Annotated in this window: 21 protein-coding genes and 1 pseudogene; 15 read left to right on the top strand and 7 right to left on the bottom strand. The window is 66.2% G+C overall.

Annotation, left to right across the window (positions count from 1 at the left end):
* The 3 genes and pseudogenes from GNZ21_RS07065 to GNZ21_RS07055 all read left to right on the top strand — a co-directional run.
* Positions 1-141: pseudogene (locus tag GNZ21_RS07065) on the top strand (c-type cytochrome biogenesis protein CcsB); the annotation flags it as partial.
* A gap of 4 nt (positions 142-145) precedes the next feature.
* A complete protein-coding gene (locus GNZ21_RS07060; protein WP_157322769.1) occupies positions 146-490 on the top strand; it encodes a DUF4229 domain-containing protein in 345 nt (114 codons plus the stop codon).
* 136 nt (positions 491-626) lie between these two features.
* Entirely contained in the window at positions 627-1,046 is a 420-nt protein-coding gene (locus GNZ21_RS07055) for a PLDc N-terminal domain-containing protein (RefSeq protein ID WP_229659529.1), read from the top strand.
* Positions 1,047-1,072: 26 nt separating this feature from the next.
* Here the strand turns inward: GNZ21_RS07055 and GNZ21_RS07050 are convergent, their stop codons facing one another.
* The 7 genes from GNZ21_RS07050 to GNZ21_RS07020 all read right to left on the bottom strand — a co-directional run bounded on the left by GNZ21_RS07050 (position 1,073) and on the right by GNZ21_RS07020 (position 7,014).
* The gene (locus GNZ21_RS07050) at positions 1,073-2,047 is read right to left on the bottom strand and encodes a 1,4-dihydroxy-2-naphthoate polyprenyltransferase (RefSeq protein WP_157322767.1); all 975 of its coding nucleotides are present in this window, start codon (positions 2,045-2,047) and stop codon (positions 1,073-1,075) included.
* A gap of 90 nt (positions 2,048-2,137) precedes the next feature.
* On the bottom strand, positions 2,138-3,442 hold the full coding sequence (locus GNZ21_RS07045) for an AMP-binding protein (protein WP_157322764.1): 1,305 nt from the start codon (positions 3,440-3,442) through the stop codon (positions 2,138-2,140).
* 277 nt (positions 3,443-3,719) lie between these two features.
* Complete coding sequence (locus GNZ21_RS07040) at positions 3,720-4,151, bottom strand: VOC family protein (RefSeq protein WP_157322762.1); 432 nt, start codon at positions 4,149-4,151, stop codon at positions 3,720-3,722.
* A 108-nt stretch (positions 4,152-4,259) separates the two neighbouring features.
* The gene (locus tag GNZ21_RS07035; protein ID WP_188503713.1) at positions 4,260-5,237 is read right to left on the bottom strand and encodes a 1,4-dihydroxy-2-naphthoyl-CoA synthase; all 978 of its coding nucleotides are present in this window, start codon (positions 5,235-5,237) and stop codon (positions 4,260-4,262) included.
* Positions 5,238-5,264: 27 nt separating this feature from the next.
* A complete protein-coding gene (locus GNZ21_RS07030; protein ID WP_157322760.1) occupies positions 5,265-5,576 on the bottom strand; it encodes a hypothetical protein in 312 nt (103 codons plus the stop codon).
* A gap of 50 nt (positions 5,577-5,626) precedes the next feature.
* On the bottom strand, positions 5,627-6,112 hold the full coding sequence (locus GNZ21_RS07025; RefSeq protein WP_157322758.1) for a hypothetical protein: 486 nt from the start codon (positions 6,110-6,112) through the stop codon (positions 5,627-5,629).
* A 77-nt stretch (positions 6,113-6,189) separates the two neighbouring features.
* Positions 6,190-7,014, bottom strand: a complete 825-nt coding sequence (locus GNZ21_RS07020) for a class I SAM-dependent methyltransferase (RefSeq protein WP_157322756.1) — start codon at positions 7,012-7,014, stop codon at positions 6,190-6,192.
* Positions 7,015-7,098: 84 nt separating this feature from the next.
* Here GNZ21_RS07020 and GNZ21_RS07015 point away from each other — a divergent pair, with 84 nt between their 5' ends.
* From GNZ21_RS07015 to GNZ21_RS06960, 12 genes are all read left to right on the top strand, one after another.
* On the top strand, positions 7,099-8,268 hold the full coding sequence (locus tag GNZ21_RS07015) for a zinc-dependent metalloprotease (protein ID WP_157322754.1): 1,170 nt from the start codon (positions 7,099-7,101) through the stop codon (positions 8,266-8,268).
* A 103-nt stretch (positions 8,269-8,371) separates the two neighbouring features.
* Positions 8,372-9,391 (top strand): tRNA lysidine(34) synthetase TilS, encoded by a 1,020-nt coding sequence (gene tilS / locus GNZ21_RS07010; RefSeq protein ID WP_229659528.1) that lies wholly within the window; start codon positions 8,372-8,374, stop codon positions 9,389-9,391.
* Positions 9,392-9,445: 54 nt separating this feature from the next.
* Complete coding sequence (hpt, locus tag GNZ21_RS07005; protein WP_157322750.1) at positions 9,446-9,997, top strand: hypoxanthine phosphoribosyltransferase; 552 nt, start codon at positions 9,446-9,448, stop codon at positions 9,995-9,997.
* A gap of 152 nt (positions 9,998-10,149) precedes the next feature.
* Positions 10,150-11,397 carry an MFS transporter gene (locus GNZ21_RS07000; protein ID WP_188503712.1) on the top strand — a complete coding sequence of 416 codons (1,248 nt, stop codon included), beginning with the start codon at positions 10,150-10,152 and terminating at the stop codon, positions 11,395-11,397.
* A gap of 95 nt (positions 11,398-11,492) precedes the next feature.
* Positions 11,493-13,502, top strand: coding sequence for an ATP-dependent zinc metalloprotease FtsH (ftsH, locus tag GNZ21_RS06995; protein WP_157322746.1), 2,010 nt, complete (start codon positions 11,493-11,495; stop codon positions 13,500-13,502).
* On the top strand, positions 13,495-14,070 hold the full coding sequence (gene folE / locus GNZ21_RS06990; RefSeq protein ID WP_229659527.1) for a GTP cyclohydrolase I FolE: 576 nt from the start codon (positions 13,495-13,497) through the stop codon (positions 14,068-14,070). The genes ftsH and folE overlap by 8 nt, the downstream gene beginning before the upstream one ends.
* A 131-nt stretch (positions 14,071-14,201) precedes the next feature.
* Complete coding sequence (gene folP, locus GNZ21_RS06985) at positions 14,202-15,065, top strand: dihydropteroate synthase (RefSeq protein ID WP_157322743.1); 864 nt, start codon at positions 14,202-14,204, stop codon at positions 15,063-15,065.
* A 30-nt stretch (positions 15,066-15,095) separates the two neighbouring features.
* Positions 15,096-15,824 carry an ABC transporter ATP-binding protein gene (locus GNZ21_RS06980; RefSeq protein ID WP_157322741.1) on the top strand — a complete coding sequence of 243 codons (729 nt, stop codon included), beginning with the start codon at positions 15,096-15,098 and terminating at the stop codon, positions 15,822-15,824.
* A 59-nt stretch (positions 15,825-15,883) separates the two neighbouring features.
* The gene (gene folK / locus GNZ21_RS06975; RefSeq protein WP_157322739.1) at positions 15,884-16,990 is read left to right on the top strand and encodes a 2-amino-4-hydroxy-6-hydroxymethyldihydropteridine diphosphokinase; all 1,107 of its coding nucleotides are present in this window, start codon (positions 15,884-15,886) and stop codon (positions 16,988-16,990) included.
* Positions 16,987-17,526: a DUF3180 domain-containing protein gene (locus GNZ21_RS06970; protein WP_157322737.1), complete on the top strand. Its 540-nt coding sequence runs from the start codon at positions 16,987-16,989 to the stop codon at positions 17,524-17,526. Before folK ends, GNZ21_RS06970 begins: the two co-directional genes overlap by 4 nt.
* Positions 17,516-18,025, top strand: coding sequence for a PH domain-containing protein (locus tag GNZ21_RS06965; protein WP_157322771.1), 510 nt, complete (start codon positions 17,516-17,518; stop codon positions 18,023-18,025). Before GNZ21_RS06970 ends, GNZ21_RS06965 begins: the two co-directional genes overlap by 11 nt.
* Positions 18,026-18,063: 38 nt before the next feature.
* A partial coding sequence (locus tag GNZ21_RS06960) for a PH domain-containing protein (protein ID WP_198345982.1) occupies positions 18,064-18,729 on the top strand: 666 nt, incomplete at its 3' end.

The following is an 18,729-nucleotide window of genomic DNA, read 5'->3' as shown; positions in this document are numbered from 1 at the left end:
CACGCGCGTGCGACCCGAGGCTGGACTGGCAACCGTGCCGCCTGGCTATCGATCATCGGCTTCGTCTGCATTATCATCAACTACGCCGTCGTCAACGTCTACTTCCCCGGCCTCCACTCCTACGCGGGACTGCCGGAGTAGTTCGATGGCTTTTCTCCGCTACTCCGTGCTGCGCCTGGGGTTCTTTGCCCTGGGCTTCTTCCTGGCCTATACCGCAATCCCACTGGGCCTGCTGCCGCGCATGCTGGTGGCCCTGGCGGTGGGTTTCGTCATCTCCGCGGCGGTGGGGTACCTCTTCTTCAACTCCTGGCGGCTGGCAGCTGCCGAGCAGCTGGCCGGCTGGCTGGGGCGGCGTCGTCCTTCCTCTGCTGAGTCGGCCGATAATGCTGCTGAGGACCAGCTGGCCGAGCAGTTCCACGAGGAGGTCGACGCCCAGCAGCAGGCTATCCAGAAGGAGCTGCGCCGTGAGGACCCGGAGGCTGACCGATGAGCGGTACGGCTCCGCGCGGAGCGGAACCGGCAACAGGGTCGGGGCTGAGTCCACTACCCTGGTAGGAGAGTAAGCCAGGGGCCATCTCAGCAAGGCCCCCGGCACAAGCGCAAGCGTAAGAGGGAAGCGAGCGAACGTGGTTCGGGTATTCATGGGACTGGGCGTAGTGGCCCTGGGTCTGCTGATCTACTGCTCAGTGGACTGCATCATGACGCCAAAGCACAAAGTGCGGGTGCTGCCCAAGGCCGCCTGGTTCTTCATCATCCTGCTGCTGCCCCTGCTGGGCCCCGGCCTGTGGTTGGGCTTCGGCAAGGCACGCGGTGGCAACGGCGGCGGCGGAGGTCCGCGCAGAGGACCGGTGGCACCCGATGATGATCCCGAGTTTCTGCGCACAATCGAGTTTGAGCGCCGCCGCGCTGAGCGGCGCGAGGAAGAGGCCCGCAAGCGCGCCGAGGAGGAGCGGAAGAAGCGGGCACTGGAGCAGCGGAAGAAGCAGAAGGACGACGACGCCGCCACCGGCCAGGACACCGACCCGCCGGAGGAGCCCACCGCCTGAGCCGTTCAGGTGATCAGCTCAGCCGCTCAGGTGATCAGCAGCAGCGCTGCCGAGTAACTGGCAGCGAAGGCCAGGCCGAGGGTGCCGGTCTGCTGCAGCACTGGGATCAGTTCTGGCCCGCGGGCGAGCTTCGGCCGCCGCACCATCGTAGCCATGGGCCTGATGCACAACGGCCAGGAGATGAGCACCAGCAGGAACCAGGGACTCTGCGGTCCCTGCAGGACCAGGGCCAGCGGAATCGCCACCGCCACCCCGAGCATGGTCGCATAGCCCCACCGGGCCCGAGTCTGGCCCAGCCGCACCGCCAGGGTCATTTTCCCGGCCTCGCGGTCGGTGGGGATATCCCGGACATTATTGGCCATCAGCAGCGCTGAGGCGATCAGCCCGTGCGAGACTGCTCCCACCCCGGCGGTCAGCAGCGGGAACTCCACGGCATAGCCGTTGATCCTGCCTATCTCGGTCACCGCAAAAGCGGTCCCAAGTGTGGCGACCAGTCCGAAGAACACGAACACCATCACCTCGCCCAGCCCCAGGTACCCGTAGGGGTTCTTCCCTCCGGTGTACCACCAGGCGGCGAGCACGCAGACTGCACCGACAGGCAGCAGCCACCAGGCCTGGATCATCACCACAATGCCCAGCCCGGCCAGGCAGGCGATGCCGAAGCTGGCGAAGGCTGCTCGTTTGACCTGGTGGGGCGCTGCCGCGCCTGAGCCGGTCAGCCGCATGGGGCCCACCCGCACATCATCAGTGCCGCGCACCCCATCGGAGTAGTCATTGGCGTAGTTGACCCCCACCTGCAGAGCCAGCGCCACCACCAGGGCCAGCAGCGCCACTGCAGCGGCCAGGGCATGCGCATTGGGCGGCCGCTGGCCCACCATGGCGAAGTCCAAGTGCCCCAGATACTGGGACCAGGCTGCAGCGGCACCGATCAGTACCGGGCAGAGCGCCATCGGCAGGGTCCGCGGGCGGGCGCCGGCCAACCACTCACGTGTTGTTGCCATAGGCATCTCTCCTCGTTCGCTGGGCACAACTGCCTGCAGTGCTGCAGATATCAGTGCTGTTCTGTGGGCAAATCTGCCCACCGTATGCTTTCATGCTCGCTGCTTGCTCAGGATTTGCAGCAGCGCCTGCCGATCCGGCTTGCCATTGGGCAGCAGCGGCAGGGCACCTAGGAGTTCATAGTGCTTGGGCACTGCAGCTGCTCCCAGTTTTTCCCGCACCTGAGCATCGATCTCCGCAAAGCTTCGGCCCTCCCGGGAGGCGGTAGCCAGCACCACAGCGGCGGTGACTCGCTGCCCCCATTCTGGGTCTTGGACGCCAGCGACGAAGGCCTCCCGCACATTGGGGTGACTCTCGACTGCGCGGCGGACCTCCTCCGCGGAGACCTTCACCCCGCCGGTGATGATCACATCGTCGGCCCGGCCGGTCACGGTCAGCCGGGGCAGAACCTGGGCGGTGTGACCTGATCCGGTCACCTGCGCAATGGTGTCCAGGTCCTCAGTCCGTTCGCTCCCCAGCTGCCCCAGGTCGTCAGTGCGGAACCGCCGGTGACCGGTGGCCGGGTCAGTGTCGAAGCGTTCAGCGGTCATCGCATCGTCCAGATAGCCTTGGGCGACCATCGGCCCGGAGAGCAGCACCCGTCCGTAGGTGCTGATCTCCACAGTGACTCCGGGCAGCGGATAGCCGTCATAGACGCAGCCACCGCAGGTCTCGGCCATCCCATAGGTGCGGATCACGTTGAGCTGAAGCTCCCGGGCCTGCCCGAACAGCTCAGGGCTGGTGGGTCCGCCGCCCAGCAGTATCGCGTCGAACCGGCGCAGTGCAGCCAACAGCCGTGAGTCCCGGTGCTCCAGCAGACGCTGCAGTTGGGTGGGCACCAACGAGACATAACGGCGCTCGCCGGTGAGCTGCTCGGCCGCCTCGGCGAAACGCTGCGGATCGCTGGTCCCCTCCAACAGTGCCACCGGGTGGGTGCCGGCTACCAGACTGCGGGTGAGCACTGCCAGACCAGCCACATAGCTGGGCTGCAGAGTCAGCAGCCACTGGCCGTGCCCGCCCAGGGCCTCAGCGGTCATTCGGGCGGAGGCTTCCAGGGCGGACCAGGGCAGCAGGGTCTGCTTGGGAGTGCCGGTGGAGCCGGAAGTGCGCACCACGGCGGTCAGATACCCAAACTTGTGTTGAGAAACTGAAGGAATAGACGCCGAATCAGCGTCTTTCCTCCAGTTTCTTGACGTAAGTTCTGCCTCAGGACGCTCGATCCAGCGCGGGGCCTGCCCCAGCTCGGCGGGCAGGAACTCCAGGGGCGGGCACTCGCCGCGGCGAGCGGCGTCGAGCGCTGCTAAGGCGTGGCTGGTCCAGCCCGTCACAGAGCCCCTACCGGTGTGGTTGGGGTCCATGTCTAGTCCTCTCTCTGGTGCGATCCGGCGGCAGGTGCCAGCGGGCCACAGCAAGCCTAGCGAATCGCGGCCGGACTCCGGCAAAGCAAGCGGCAGGGGGCGGACCTTTGGCGTCCAGCGTCGTACGGCGCCGGTGAACGAATCGGCCCAGTCGATGGCGCTGCTCCCGCAGTCTGTTTCGCCCTTTGTGCTGAGCGACTCGAACGCCGTCACGGGCATCTTGAGGCTGACGGTCTACATCTTGGCCTGCGAGCCCAGCAAAATGAGCGATATCTGCTCAGTCCAGGCAGAATTCGTTTCCTTCCACGTCCTGCATCACCAGGCATGACTCGTTCTCTTCGCCAGCCAGCATCAGTCGTACCCGGCGGGCGCCGAGCGCTTCGAGTCTGCCGGCCTCAGCCTCTAGGGCGGCGAGGCGTTCGGCCCCGGTAAGGCCTGCACCGGCACGGATATCCAGATGGAGGCGGTTCTTCACTGTTTTGGGCTCCGGCACCCGTTGGAAGTACAGGCGCGGGCCGGATCCCTCCGGGTCCTGTGCGACCCATGCTGCTCCCCGGCGTTCCTCCGGCTGGGCGGCGTCGAACTCATCCCAGGTGGGGTATCCCTCAGGGGCGGGCGGGTCGGCGTATCCAAGCGCCGCCTGCCAGAACTTGGCGACTGTGCGCGGCTCTGCACAGTCGAATGTGATCTGGACCTCCATGGCAGTCATCCCTATTGACAGTACTGCGATGAGTCACATCCCACAAGCTTCCAGCCGTAGCTGCGCGGCAGGCTAATAAGGCCGTGAAGAACCGCTGACCTGGGGTTTTGTGCTCATCTAGTAGTAGTACGGGAAGTCGGCCCAGTTGGGGTCGCGCTTCTGCAGGAAAGCGTCGCGGCCCTCCACGGCCTCATCGGTCATATAGCCCATTCGGGTGGCCTCCCCGGCGAAGACCTGCTGGCCGGCCAGGCCGTCATCGGCGGCGTTGAAGGCGAACTTCAGCATCCGCACCGCCTGCGGGGACTGGGCCGCGATGTCACCGGCGTACGCCAGGGCCACTTCTTCCAGGCGCTCATGATCCACGGCCTCATTCACCGCGCCCGCGGACACCATGTCCTCAGCCGAATGCTCGCGGGCCAGGAAGAAGATCTCGCGGGCCTTCTTCTGCCCCACCTGCCGGGCCAGCAGGGCTGAGCCGTAACCGGCGTCGAAGGAGCCCACTGTGGCATCGGTCTGTTTGAACTTGCCGTGCTGGCGGGAGGCGATGGTCAAGTCACAGACCACGTGCAGTGAGTGCCCGCCGCCGGCGGCCCAGCCATTGACCACTGCGATCACCACCTTGGGCATAGTGCGGATCAGCCGCTGAACCTCCAGGATATGCAGCCGGCCGGCCTTTGCCGGGTCAACAGTTTCCGAGGTCTCACCGGAGGCGTACCGGTAGCCGTCACGGCCACGGATACGCTGATCCCCGCCGGAACAGAAAGAGTGCCCGCCATCCTTGGCCGAGGGGCCGTTTCCGGTGAGCAGCACCGCACCCACATCGGGAGTCATCCGGGCATGGTCCAGAGCCCGGTAGAGCTCGTCCACCGTATGCGGACGGAAAGCGTTGCGCACCTCGGGACGGTCGAAGGCGATCCGCACTGCGGGCAGGTCCCGGACCGCCGCACCGTGTTCATCCCGCTCCACCCGGCGGTGGTAGGTGATGTCGGTGAAGCCGAATCCTTCCACCACCCGCCACTGAGCGGGGTCAAAGGTGTCGGAAACCTTATCCGGAAGCAGATGGTGCGATGCCGCGGTGGAGTCAGTGCCAGTCACAACACAGGAGTCTACCTGCGTGCCGATTTATGCGGCCTCGCCGCCGTTGTGCTTGTCCCGGCGCTGCTTCTCCAGGTCCTCGAGCCGGGCCTCGAGCATATCCAGACGCCATCTGTCCTCGGCGTGCATGTTCTCCTCGGCCTTGCTGGGGATTTGCGGTTCGTCCTCGATCTGGGGCCGCTCTGCGCCGGCCTCCAGCTCCCGGATACGCTTCTCCAATGCTTCGACCTCATCAGTTGATGAGCCCCCGGGAATTCGCTTGCCGGTGACCATACTGGTGATCTGCACCATGCTGAACAGGACGATGGCAACGATGGCGACAAGGGCCCAACCTGGCATGGCTCCACCTTAGCAACAGCAGGGGGGCCATCGCGGTGCCGGTACGGCCGCTACTTTTCCTCGGCTGGTGGATGGGGTGCTTTGCCCAGAGCGGCGCGCAGCCCGGCCACCGGCAGGGCGGAGACAGCCACCAGGCTGCCCACCAGGGCGATGGTGCTCTGACCGGCGTAGCCGGAGTAGATGGCCGGGGCCACCAGAGAAAAAGTGAAAAAGAAGCCAAAGAAGAGCGCAAAGTACGCACCGGTGGGGATGCCCTCCTGCCATCCCTTGGTGCGGAACCCATAGGCGCGGATGAAATAGTGCAAAGACAGAACCGTGGCACCGAGGGAGACGATGAGCCCTGTCCAGCCGATCCAGTCGTTCTCTGTGCGTCCATACCCGGAGAAGAACAGCCCTGCGGCGAAGCAGGCGGCCAGGCATATCGTGGCGAAAGCGTCATGCGGCGGACCCAGCGGAGGCTTGGGCGGGCGGTCCTGCACCGCTTCGGAGAGCGGCTGCCGCTGCTGAGTATCCTGCGGTTCAGTGTCAGTGCCCATCAGCTCTACCTCTATCGCGCCCTATCGTTCTGTCCCTCAGTCCACCGTAACGGAGGGGCGCCGTCCTCGAAAGCGGCTCAGCGAGGCTTGCGGGCCAGCAGAATCAGCTCAGGGGAGTCGGGCTCCACCGGGGAACGATCCCAGTCCCCCCAGACCTGCTCCACGGTGAACCCGGCCTGCTCCAGGGAGGCCTGCTGCACTGGCAGGGGCCGGTAGCGCAGTGGCTCATCGGCGGTGACGTGCCGGCCGTCGGGGAAGATATTATGCCCGCGTGCGGTGATCAGCGGGCCGTCCGCGTCGTCGTGCTCAATGCCCAGCACTTCCAACCATGAGGTGAACTCTCCGCCTTCCGGATGCGGCTGGGTCTCCCGGGTGGACTCCTCGTCCCAGGCGTCCCAGCTCAGCCCTTTAGGATTGCGGGATTCGAAGGCGATCCACCCGCCGGGTACCAGCGCACGGTGCGCATCGGCCAGCACCTGGTCCCACTCCGGGCGGCTCAGGAAGTACTGGGCCACATGCCCCATCATGATCGCAGCAAAATACGACGACGCCGCCACCGAAGCTGCGGTGCCCCGGACCACCTCCGCGCGGCTGCCCACCGCCGCCTCCCGGATTCGTTGTTCAGCAACCTCGATCATGGCAGCTGCCGGGTCCACGCCGGTGACCTCGATGCCGCGGGAGGCCAGGGCCACCGCCAGCACCCCGGTTCCGCAGCCGATGTCCAGCACCCGCTGCGCACTCAGCTGGTCTACCAGCTCCAGGTAGAAATCAAAGTCCCAGAGGCCCTGGTTCTCCAGATCGTAGAGTTTCACGAACTCCGGGTCCTCAGTCCACGGGCCGGGCAGCCGCTGCGAGGCGGTGGAGTCCTGGCCAGCGCTGAGATCTTCGCTTCTCTGAGGCATCTGGCTACGCTATCGGAAAGCGAGAGAGGCAGTAAGCCGCCGCTGCAGCTCCCCCTGACCGGGCGGCTGTGATGTGATAGGTACATGACTGCTGCCCCCGAAGCACAGACCGAGGCCGCCGATCTGATCGTCAACTGGGAGGTGGCCCGCGCCACTGCTGGCCGGCTGGTTCCGCCAGGTCCCAAGCTCAGGCGCAATGAGGCAGCCCAAGAGGTCGCTGATCTGCGCCAGGCTGCGGCTGATTCCGTGCGGCATGTCTACGAGATCACCGGGCTTTCAGCCGCCAGGGGACTCGGCGAGGACCTGAGCGATGTTCTAGTGGTGGACCGGCCCGGGTGGTCAGCGGCAAACACCTCCAGCTTTCGCGGCCTGCTTGCCCCAGCCCTGCAGGCTGCAGCGGAGAAGAAACCCGAGCTGCTGAAGGAGGGTTCCTCTGCCCAGGTGTTCGGCTCCGCAGCTACCGGCGCCGAGCTCGGCGGGGTGCTGGCCTTCCTCTCTGCCAATGTGCTGGGCCAGTTCGACCCCTTCCACTCATCTGCGGCCGCGCCGGCCGGGCGCCTGCTGCTGGTGGCACCGAACATCGTGAACGTGGCCCAGGAGCTCAATGTACGCCGGAGCGACTTCCGCCTCTGGGTCTGTCTGCATGAGCAGACCCACCGGGTGCAGTTCGCCGCGGCTCCATGGCTGGCTGACCACCTGAAGTCCAAGATCACCCAGCTCTCCACCTCCACCATGAGTCAGGCCGACTCCCTGCCACAGCGGCTGGCCGAGGCGGTCAAGAACCTGCAGGCGGAGCTGAAGGAGAAGAAGGCTGCCGGAAGTCCTGAGCCGGACGGCGACTCGCCAACACCGCGGAACCGGCTCCTGGCCGCCATCCAGTCCCCGGAGGATCAGGAGATCATGTCGCAGATCACCGCGGTGATGAGCCTGCTGGAGGGTCACGCCAATGTGGTGATGGACGCGGTGGATGCCAGTATCGTGCCCACCGTCAAAACTATCCGCCGCCGCTTCGAGCAGCGCGGCAAACACCGCTCCCCGCTGCAGAAGCTCATCCGCCGGCTGCTGCAGCTGGATGCTAAAGCTGCCCAGTACCGCGATGGCCAGAAGTTCGTGGACCGCATTGTGGAGCGGGTCGGCATGGAGCAGTTCAACACCATCTGGGAAGCACCCGAGCATCTGCCCACTGAGGAGGAGCTGCACAACCCGGACCAGTGGATCGACCGGATGGGCTTCTCGGCAGCAGGGGCACCGTAGGTGTCCCGCGCTGCCGGCTTCAGGTGGGAGGTCGCCGGGAACGGCGATGGGCGCGGCCGCGAGCTGCGCGCGGCCAGCGGGAACAGCGCTGAACGGAGGGGCCGTGGCTAAGGCTCCTGCAGCACTGCACCGTGCCCGCAAGGCAGTGGGCGAGGTACTGGATCCCGAGGGCCTGACGCTGGTGGCCTGCTCCGGCGGGGCAGACTCCCTGGCGCTCGCCGCTGCGGCTGCCTGGCACCACGGCCGCAGCTCCGGGCCGCTGGCAGCTGCGCGAGTGGGCGGCGTCGTAGTTGATCACCACCTCCACCCGGACAGTGCGGTGGTCTCCGGCAGAACGGTCAGCCAGCTCAAGGGCTTGGGCCTGGACCCAGTGCGGATCTACTCCGCCGATGTAGACCCGGAATCGGCACTGGGACCGGAGGCTGCGGCGCGCACCGGCCGGTACCAGGCCTTCCGGGATGCGATGGCTGAGCTCGGCGCCTCCCGGATTCTGCTGGCCCATACCCGGGATGACCAGGCCGAACAGGTACTGCTGGGCCTCGCCCGCGGCTCCGGCACCCGGTCCTTGGCGGGCATTCCACCGGCCCGGGGGCCCTTCCGCCGGCCGCTGCTGGGACTGAGCAGAACCGATACCGAGGCGATCTGCCGCCACTATGGTCTGGATTGGTGGCAGGATCCCGCCAACTCTGACCCGCGCTTTCTGCGCTCCAAGGTCCGCACCCAGGTGCTGCCCTATCTGGAGCGGGAGCTGGCCGCCTCCTTGCGCGACTCGCTGGTGCGCACTGCGGAAATCGCCGCCGCCGATGCTGACCATCTGGAGAACCAGGCCAAGCAGGTCTTCCCCACTGTGCTGGAGGACCCAGACCACACCGGTGCACTGCGGCTGAAGCTCAAGGGCCTGCGGGCCGAACCCCCGGCTATCCGCCGCCGGGTGATCGCATTGGCGGTGGCTGCCGCCGGCGGGGCCAACCCTAGCTTCGAACGGCTGGTGGCGGTGGAGAAACTGGTGGCTGGCAGCCGCTCTGCCGGGCCGGTGGAGCTTGAAGGTCGTGTCACAGTCAGCAGAGGTACCCGCGGCACCCCAGACTATGGAAAACTGGTGGTCGTTCCGCCATCAGGGTGAGAACCTTCCGCTGATCAGCGGATGTGGCTGAGACCAAGGAGCACCTCGGAACCGATGGATTCCCAGGACGTCAAAGACGACCTCGAAGAAGTTCTCTTCACCTCTGAACAGATCCAAGCCCGCACCAAGGAATTGGCTGAAGCCATCGACCGCGACTATGCGGATAAGGACGTGCTGATCGTCGGTGTGCTCAAGGGCGCGGTGATGGTGATGGCCGATCTCTCCCGGGCGCTGAAGTCGCAGATCGCCATGGACTGGATGGCCGTGAGCTCCTACGGCTCAGGCACTAAGTCCTCCGGAGTGGTGCGGATCCTCAAGGACCTGGATGCTGACCTGATGAACCGGCATGTGCTGATCGTGGAGGACATCATCGACTCCGGGCTGACCCTGAGTTGGCTGAAGGCCAATCTGGAGTCCCGGGGCCCGGCCTCCGTTGAGATCTGCACCCTGCTGCGCAAACCTGAGGCCGCCAAGGTGAGCATCGATGTCAAGTATGTGGGCTTCGACATTCCGAATAAGTTTGTGGTCGGCTACGGTCTGGACTTCGCAGAGAAGTACCGCAACCTCGATTGCATCGGCATCCTCGCCCCCCACGTGTACGAGTGATTGAGCTTCAGTGGAATCCCGCTTGCGAGGATTCCTGAGGCGATTGAAACTCGCCACGGTGCATAAGGTGCCGGACGAGTGATTGAGCCGAACGCCTTCTTCGCTTGAGGGCAATCTGGACGCCCTGCATCGAAGGTGGTTCACTTGTCCAAGTGACTCTGGGTAGGCCGTTCCGCATTCTCTGGAGTGCGAACGCGCTATCCAACCTCTCGGACGGACTGGCCTTCATATCGATGCCGCTGCTTGCGGCCTCGATGACCGATGACCCCAGATGGGTGGCCGGGCTAGCGACGCTCTATGCGGTGGTCCGCCTGGTGGTGGCACTTCCGATCGGTGTCTATGTGGACCGAGTGGATAGGCGAACTCTGATCGTCGGTGCCAATGTATTGCGCGGTTTGGCGCTGCTGGTTCTGGCGCTGACCATTCAGTTCGGTGCCGGATCGCTGCTGGTCCTCTATGCCGTCATGGCAGTGGTGGCCACCCTGGAGAGCACTGCGGACAGCTCGGCGGTGGCACTGCTGCCCTCGATCGTCCGCCGCAAAGAGCTGGACCGGGCCAACTCGCGAGTCGCTGCAGTGCAGTTGGTGGCAGACGAGTTCATCGGGCCACCGCTGGGCGGCATGCTTTTTGCGCTTGCGGCCGCCGCGCCTCTCTACGCCATGGGAGGTCTCTGGGCAGCTGCGGGCCTGATCGCGCTGGCACTGCCGATGATCTCGCGCACCCAGGAGTCAGCAGAGCTCGTCTCAGATGAGACCGCGGGCCAGGAACCAGTTCCCCGCAGCTCCACCTATGCCGAAGCAATCGCCGGGACCCAGTGGCTGCTGCGCAGCCCCGTGATCAGAAACCTGGCGATTATCGGAGGCCTGGCCAGTGCTGGGTATATGCTCCCGTTCTCGGTCTTGGTGCTCTTCGCCGGTGCCCAACTTGGCCTAGACAGCACTGGATACGGTGTGCTCCTGGCTGTCTCGGCACTTGGCGGGCTCCTCGGCTCAGCAGTCACTGCACGTCTGCGTCTGTGGTGGGGCTACCGGTGGACGATCATTGCAAGCCTCCTGTTAGCAATGGTCACCCTGACCGGTCTCAGCCTCACCTCCCACCCTTATCTGGCTGCCGTGCTGTTGGCGCTATACATCTTCCACGCGGTGGTCTGGAACATCTGCTCCATATCGATCCGCCAGCAGGTAGTACCCAGTGACATGCTGGGCAGGGTCGGCGCAGCCAGCAGAGTCCTCGGTCTGCTGGGCCTGGCTGTCGGCTCCGCTCTGGGCGGCGTACTGGCCACAGTTCACATTGCCCTGCCCACTGCTGCCGGTGCGGCTGTCTTCAGTCTCTGCGCGCTGATTGCCCTGTATTCGATAGGCGGGGGAAGCCTCCGCCATCTCGACGCACCCTCTGCCTGAGGCGAACGTTGGGCACCTGGTTATCCCGGCGTCGTCGTACTCTAGTACCGTGTAGAGCTGACCCTCATCGGCTTGTACGCGCGCGACGGAGCTCAATGAACTTCAAGAAGATCTTCACCGGGCCGCTGTTCTGGATTCTCCTGGCAGTGCTGGTCCTGCTCGTGGTCATCCCTGCGTTGTTCAGCTCCTCCGGCTCCGGCCAGCGGGTGGACACCAATGTGGGCATGGAGCTCCTCGAGGAGGGCCAGGTCACCGAGGCGCGGATCGATGACGGCGATTCCCGGGTGGACCTGACTCTGGCAGAGTCATTCGAGCTGGACGGCACCGAGTACGAGGACGCCGTCCACTTCCACTTCTCCCAGGCCCGGGCAGAAACGGTGGCCGACACCATCGCCGCAGCTGACCTGGAGGGTTACACCGACCAGCCGGAGCAGTCCAACTGGCTACTGTCCATGCTCGGGTTCATGATTCCGTTCCTGATCATCGCTGCGATCTTCATCTGGCTGATCATGCGGATGTCCGGGGGTAACTCCCGGGTCATGCAGTTCGGCAAGTCCAAGGCCAAGATGTTCGACAAGGACATGCCCCAGGTGACCTTCCAGGACGTCGCCGGGGCCGAGGAGGCGGTGGAGGAGCTCCAGGAGATCAAAGAGTTCCTCTCCGAGCCGGAGAAGTTCCAGCGGCTGGGTGCGAAGATCCCCAAGGGTGTGCTGCTCTACGGCCCTCCCGGCACCGGTAAGACCCTGTTGGCCAAAGCCGTGGCGGGCGAGGCCGGCGGCTCCTTCTACTCGATCTCCGGTTCTGACTTCGTGGAGATGTTCGTGGGCGTGGGCGCCTCCCGGGTCCGCGACCTGTTCAAACAGGCCAAGGAGAACTCCCCGGCGATCATCTTTGTGGACGAGATCGACGCCGTGGGCCGCCAGCGCGGGGCCGGCGTGGGCGGCGGCAACGATGAGCGCGAGCAGACCCTGAACCAGCTGCTGGTGGAGATGGACGGCTTCGACGCCAACGCCAATATCATCGTCATCGCTGCTACCAACCGGCCCGATGTGCTGGACCCGGCCCTGCTGCGCCCCGGTCGCTTCGACCGGCAGATCCCGGTGGAGGCCCCCGACTTCGCCGGGCGCAAGCAGATCCTCTCCGTCCACGCCAAGGGCAAGCCCATGGTGGATGACCTGGATCTGGGGCAGGTGGCCCGGAAGACCCCCGGGTTCACCGGCGCTGACCTGGCCAATGTGCTCAACGAGGCCGCGCTGCTCACCGCCCGGTCCAATGCGGACCTGATCGATGACCGCGCCATTGATGAGGCCATCGACAGGGTGATGGCCGGCCCGCAGAAGCGCACCCGGCTGATGAAGGACCACGAGCGGAAGGTCACCGCCTACCACGAGGGCGGACATGCCCTGGTGGCTGCGGCCCTGAACTACTCCGCCCCGGTCACCAAGATCACCATCCTGCCCCGCGGCCGCGCCTTGGGCTACACCATGGTGGTCCCCGAGGATGACAAATACTCCACCACTCGCAACGAGCTGCTGGACACCGTGGCCTACGCCATGGGCGGCCGGGTCGCTGAGGAGCTGGTCTTCCACGACCCCTCCACCGGGGCCGCCAATGACATCCAGAAAGCCACCGACACCGCCCGGAAGATGGTCACCGAATACGGTATGAGCGCTAAAGTCGGCTCGGTGAAACTCGGCTCGGGGGACACCAACCCGTTCCTGGGCAAGGAGATGGCCAGCGGCAAGGACTACTCCGAGGAACTGGCCGCGATCGTGGACTCTGAGGTCCGCGCCATCATCGATGAGGCCCACGATGAGGCCTACTGGGCGCTCAGTGAGAACCGGGAGATCCTGGACACCCTGGCCGAGGAGCTGCTGCGGGTGGAGACCCTGAACGCCAAGGAGGTCGCCGAGATCTTCAAGGACGTGAAGAAGCGGCCCAAGCGCCAGGTCTGGGAGTCCAGCCAGCGCCGCCCCATCGTGATTGCCGGTGAGACAGCGGACGACGACGCCCCCGCCCCCAACGGCCACAGCGCACCACAGGAGCCTGAGTTCGTGGGTACTGAACCTGGTGAGACTGAAGGTGTGGAGAACCCCGGTGAGTGACGGCGTCGTCGATCTTCCCAGGATCGAGGCGGCGGTCCGTGAAATCCTGCTGGCGGTGGGCGAAGACCCGGACCGCGAGGGGCTGAAGGAGACTCCGGCCCGGGTGGCCAAAGCCTACGCTGAGGCCTTCGCCGGCCTGCGGCAGGATCCGGCCGAGCTGCTGGGCACCACTTTCGACATCGGCCACCAGGAGCTGGTGCTGGTCCGGGACGTGCCTTTCTACTCCATGTGCGAGCACCACCTGGTGCCCTTCTACGGCAACGCCCATGTGGGCTACATTCCTGCGGAGGAGGGCAAGGTCACCGGACTCTCCAAGCTGGCCCGGCTGGTGGACATCTACGCCAAGCGGCCCCAGGTCCAGGAGCAGCTGACTACCCAGGTGGCAGATGCGCTCATGACGCATTTGCAGCCGCAGGGTGTGATCGTGGTGATCGAGGCCGAGCACCTGTGCATGTCCATGCGCGGTGCCGCCAAGCCAGGCGCCAAGACCGTGACCTCCGCAGTCCGCGGGGCGCTGCGCAATGCCGCCACGCGCTCGGAGGCGATGAGCCTCATCCTGCACAACTAGCCTCGCCTGGTGCGGGGCCGCAGCCCTGCTGAGCTGACTGCACCTCGAGTGCGCACGGTGTGCAGCAGGTGGGCCTGGAATCCGGCGAATATACTGCACAGATCGCGCATTCGACGAGGAAGGCGGAGGGCATGGCGCCACCACTGGTGATGGGGATTCTCAACGTCACGCCGGACAGCTTCTCCGACGGCGGAGAGTACGGCGAGACCGAGGCAGCACTCCAGCACGCCCGTGATCTGGTTGGGGCGGGGGCTGACCTCATCGATATCGGCGGCGAATCCACCCGGCCCGGTGCCCAACCGGTGAGTCCGCCGGAGGAGCAGCGCCGCATCCTGCCGGTTGTTGAGCAGCTGCTTGAGCTTCCGCTCCGGCTCTCCGTTGACACCCGGCATCCGGGCACGGCCCGTGCTGCGCTTCAGTTGGCCCAGGACCGGGTCCAGGACCAGGCCGATGGCCGGGCCCAGGAGCTGATCATCAACGATGTCTCCGGGCTGCTGACCGATCCGGCCATGCCGCAGGTGGTCGCTGAGTTCGGCTGCGAGGTGGTCATCACCCACAACCGCGGCGATGCCCGGACCATGCAGGCCAGGGCTCAGTATCAGGATCTACTGGCTGAGGTGGTCGGGGAGCTGCTGGAGATCCGCGGGCTCTACCTGGATGCAGGGGTCCCACCGGAGAGGATCATTCTGGACCCGGGCATCGGCTTCGCCAAGACCCACGCGCAGAACTGGCAGCTGATCCGGAACCTGGACCGGTTCACCGGGCTGGGACACAGGGTGCTCTTCGGCGCCTCCCGAAAAGGATTCCTCGGCTCCCTGCTGGCTGACTCGCAGGGCGAACCCCGCCCTGCCGACCAACGGGATGCCGCCACCGCGGCGCTGAGCCTGCTGGCCGCCCAGGCCGGCTGCTGGGCTGTGCGGGTCCATGAGCCTCAGCCAAGCGCCGATGCGTTCAGGGTGCACCAGGCGCTCTGGGCGGCGCCTGCCGCGGGCTGATCCGCGGCAGCCTGTGTAAGGTGACTATGCATGAGGGGATTGCTCATGCGCCGCAGACACTCCGCCGGCTCCAAGGGGGCCGCCGACCGGCCTCCGGTGCCCGCCGGTCCACCCGCTGTTGAGCTGGACCGAGTCACCATCCGCTACACCGAGGCCGACGGCAATGAACGGGTCATCGTTGAGGACTTCAGCCTCACTGTCCCGCGCGGGGCCGTGCACTGCCTGGCCGGTCGATCCGGCTCCGGTAAAACCTCGCTGCTGCGGGTAGCCACCGCCACCCAGACCCCCGACTCAGGCGAGGTGCGCTGGGCGGAGACCCCCGTGGTGGGACTGAACCATAAGCAGCTGGCCGCAGCTCGGCGCAAACATATGGGCTATGTGGACCAGGGCGCCACGGTGATCGAGGAGCTCACCGTGCTGGACAACGTGCTCATCCCGGCCATGCCGGAGGGGATCACCCCGGCCATCACCGAACGCGCCCATGAGCTGCTGGGGCGCTTCGGGCTCGCGGCCGCCGCCCGGCAGAAGGCGCGCAGCCTCTCCGGCGGCGAACGGCAGCGCCTGGCGATCGTGCGCGGCCTGCTGCTGGAGCCCACCGCCTTGGCCATGGACGAGCCCACCGCGAGCCTGGACCGCAGCACTGCCGATACCGTGATCGAAGCCATGCACACCGCGGCAGCCTCAGGTGCAGCGCTGTTGGTGGCCAGCCACGACCCCGAGGTCATCTCCTCGGCGCATACGGTGACCCGCCTCGTCTGAACCCTGGGTGTGAAGGCCGCTGCCCGCGCCGCCGGGACCAGCCCTGTAGCCTTAAGCCCATGGGATACGACGCGATTCGCCTGACCGGCCTGCGGTTCGAAGGAACCCATGGCGTTCTGCCCGATGAGCGCACCACCCCTCAACCGTTCGTCATCGATGCCGAGGTGCAGGTGGACCTGGCCGCTGCCGGGCGCACCGATAATCTGGAAGACACCGTCTCCTACGCCGATATCGCCTTCGTCATCGACCGGGTGGTCACCGGGGAGACTTATCATCTGATCGAGCGGATCGCCGCCACCTGCGCCCAGCGGCTCCTGGGACTCGATGACCGCATCCAAGCGGTCACCATCACCGTGCACAAGCCCCAGGCGCCGATGCCCTATGACTTCCACGACGCATCGGTCACCATTCACCGCACCCGTGATCAGGCTGGAGCCAGCCGCGCGCTCGGTGCCCCGCCCAAACAGGTATCCGGGATCTATGAAGGAGAACTGGTGGAGGAGGACGACGCCGCCCGAGCCGGCTCCGCATACTCAGCGGCGACTCCCGCAGAGGGAGCCAGTGTCACCACCCCCACCGCCGGGCTGGGCTACTACGATCGCAAATCCCTGGCCGACCTCGGGGAGGACGGTGAAGCGGTGAAGGCCCACTACCGCGACCCCGAGCTGGAGGCTGCCTTCCCGGTGCGCAGCGTACTGGCCCTGGGCTCCAACCTCGGCGATTCCCGGGCCACCTTGGCCTCGGCCATCCAAGCGCTGGAGGCCGCCGATGGCGTGGAACTGATCAGCACCTCCCCGTTGGCGCGCACCAAACCGCTGGGCGGGCCGGCCAATCAGCGCGACTACCTGAACCAGGTGGTGGAGATCGAGACCCAGCTCTCCCCGCACGGGCTGCTGGACCTGGCCCAGCAGATCGAGGAGGACCACAACCGGGTGCGTGAACAGCGCAACGGTCCGCGGACCCTGGATGTGGACATCGTCACCTACGCCTCGGCCACCATCGACTCCCCGCGGCTGCAGGTCCCGCACCCCTCAGCGGCGGAGCGGGCGTTTGTGCTGCTGCCCTGGAGCTGGATGGACCCGGTGGCGCTGCTGGGCGGGCGGCCGGTGCGCGAACTGGCCCAGGAGGCCGAGGACTATCCGGATGTGGTGAGGCTGGATACGTGACTCAGCTGCGCCCGCTGTGGCTGCTGCTCATTGCCGCAGGTGCCGCCCTGGCCGGCTATCTGGCCACGCTCGGGATGACCGCAGCCGGCTACAGCTCCCCGGTACTGCCCCTGTCATCGGCGGTCACCCTGGTGGCTGTGGGGCTGATCGTGCTGGCACTGGGCCTGGTGGTCTGGCGGGACCAGCGCCGGCTGGAACACACCGCAGACCGGACCCGGGAGCACGGCCCCGCCAGGAACAGGCCCCGGCGGCTGCATCCGCTGCAGGCGGTGCGCGTGGTGGCAGCCGGACAGGCCTGCGCCTACGCCGGATCGCTGATCGCCGGCTGGCATGCCGGAGTGCTGCTGCACCTGGGACCCGCCGCCGGCATCGGCACCCCGAATGTCACTGCGGGTCTTACGGTTGTGATCGGCGGAATGCTGTGGGTGATCATAGGGTTCGTGGTAGAGACACTGTGCCGGATACCCCCTGACCGGGGATCGGGATTTCAGAATTCAGAATTCGACGACGGAACGGAGCCCAATGCTGCACTCTGAAGCCATCGACCCGGTGGGGGTCGAATGGACCCGGGTGGATGACAAGTTCATCACAGTCCGCTACATCACCACTAGCGCCGGCTGGCTGATCACCTTTGCGATAGTGGCCGCCCCGGTGGTTGCGGACGCGGTGCTCTCCTGGGGCATCCCGGACTGGCTGAAGTGGCCGATCCTGGCGGTGCTGGTGGTGTGGGCGATCATTGACCTGGTGCTGGTGCCCAAGCGGGTGCGCGCCATCGGCTACCACGAGCGGGCAGACGATCTGCTCATCCGCCGCGGCATCCTGTTCCAGCGCGTGGTGGCAGTTCCCTACGGCCGACTGCAGTATGTGGATATCGAGGCTGGTCCGATCATGCGCAAGTTCGGGCTGTGCACGGTGCAGCTGAAGACCGCCTCGGCAGCCACCGATGCCACCATTCCGGGGGCGGTGCGCTCCGAGGGTGCCCGGCTGCGCGATGACCTCTCCGCCCGCGGGCAGGCGCGGCTGGCAGGTCTGTGATGTCGCAAGAGTCAGATGAACAGGGGTTCGGTGACCGCTTGAACGCAGAGGAGACCGGCGCGGGCGCTGAGTCTGCTGAGGCGCCTGAGGAAGAGAATCAGCCGAGCGAGGCTGAGGGCTGGTTCGATGAGACCTGGACCAAGGTCCACCCACTGAGCCCGCTGGTGCGCGGCTGGGTGACCATTGTGGCGATCCCAGTGGCGTTCTTCGGCTACAACTGGCAGATGTGGACCGACCTCTGGGGTGCCTGGCGCTCCGGGGAGCTGGCCGAGAATCTGCAGGCCAATCCCACCCCCTATCTGATCGGCGGCGGCGCCTTCCTGGCGCTGGCCCTGCTGATCTTTGTGGGCTTCACCCTCTCCTGGTGGTTCACCCGGTACAAGGTCACCGAGGAACACGTAATGGTGAAGTCCGGGATCTTCGTCCGCCAGCACCGTCAGGCCCGGATCGACCGGGTCCAGGCGGTTGACCTGCGCCAGCCGCTGCTGGCCCGGATCGCCAAACTGGCCGAACTGCGGTTCGAGGTGGCCGAGGGTGACGGCACCGCAGCCACCCTGGCCTTCCTGCGCAAGCATGAGGCCGAGCAGCTGCGGGCAGAGATCATGGACCGCGCCGCCGGCCGTCCCGCCCAACACCCCCCTGAGCATGACGCCACCGCACCCGCCCCCGACGCCGCACCCGCTTCCGGCCCCGCACCCGCTTCC

Source organism: Nesterenkonia alkaliphila, assembly GCF_009758175.1.
Lineage (GTDB): Bacteria > Actinomycetota > Actinomycetes > Actinomycetales > Micrococcaceae > Nesterenkonia > Nesterenkonia alkaliphila.
Note: the sequence above shows the minus strand (reverse complement) of the source record. Positions and strands in the feature narration are given on the sequence as shown.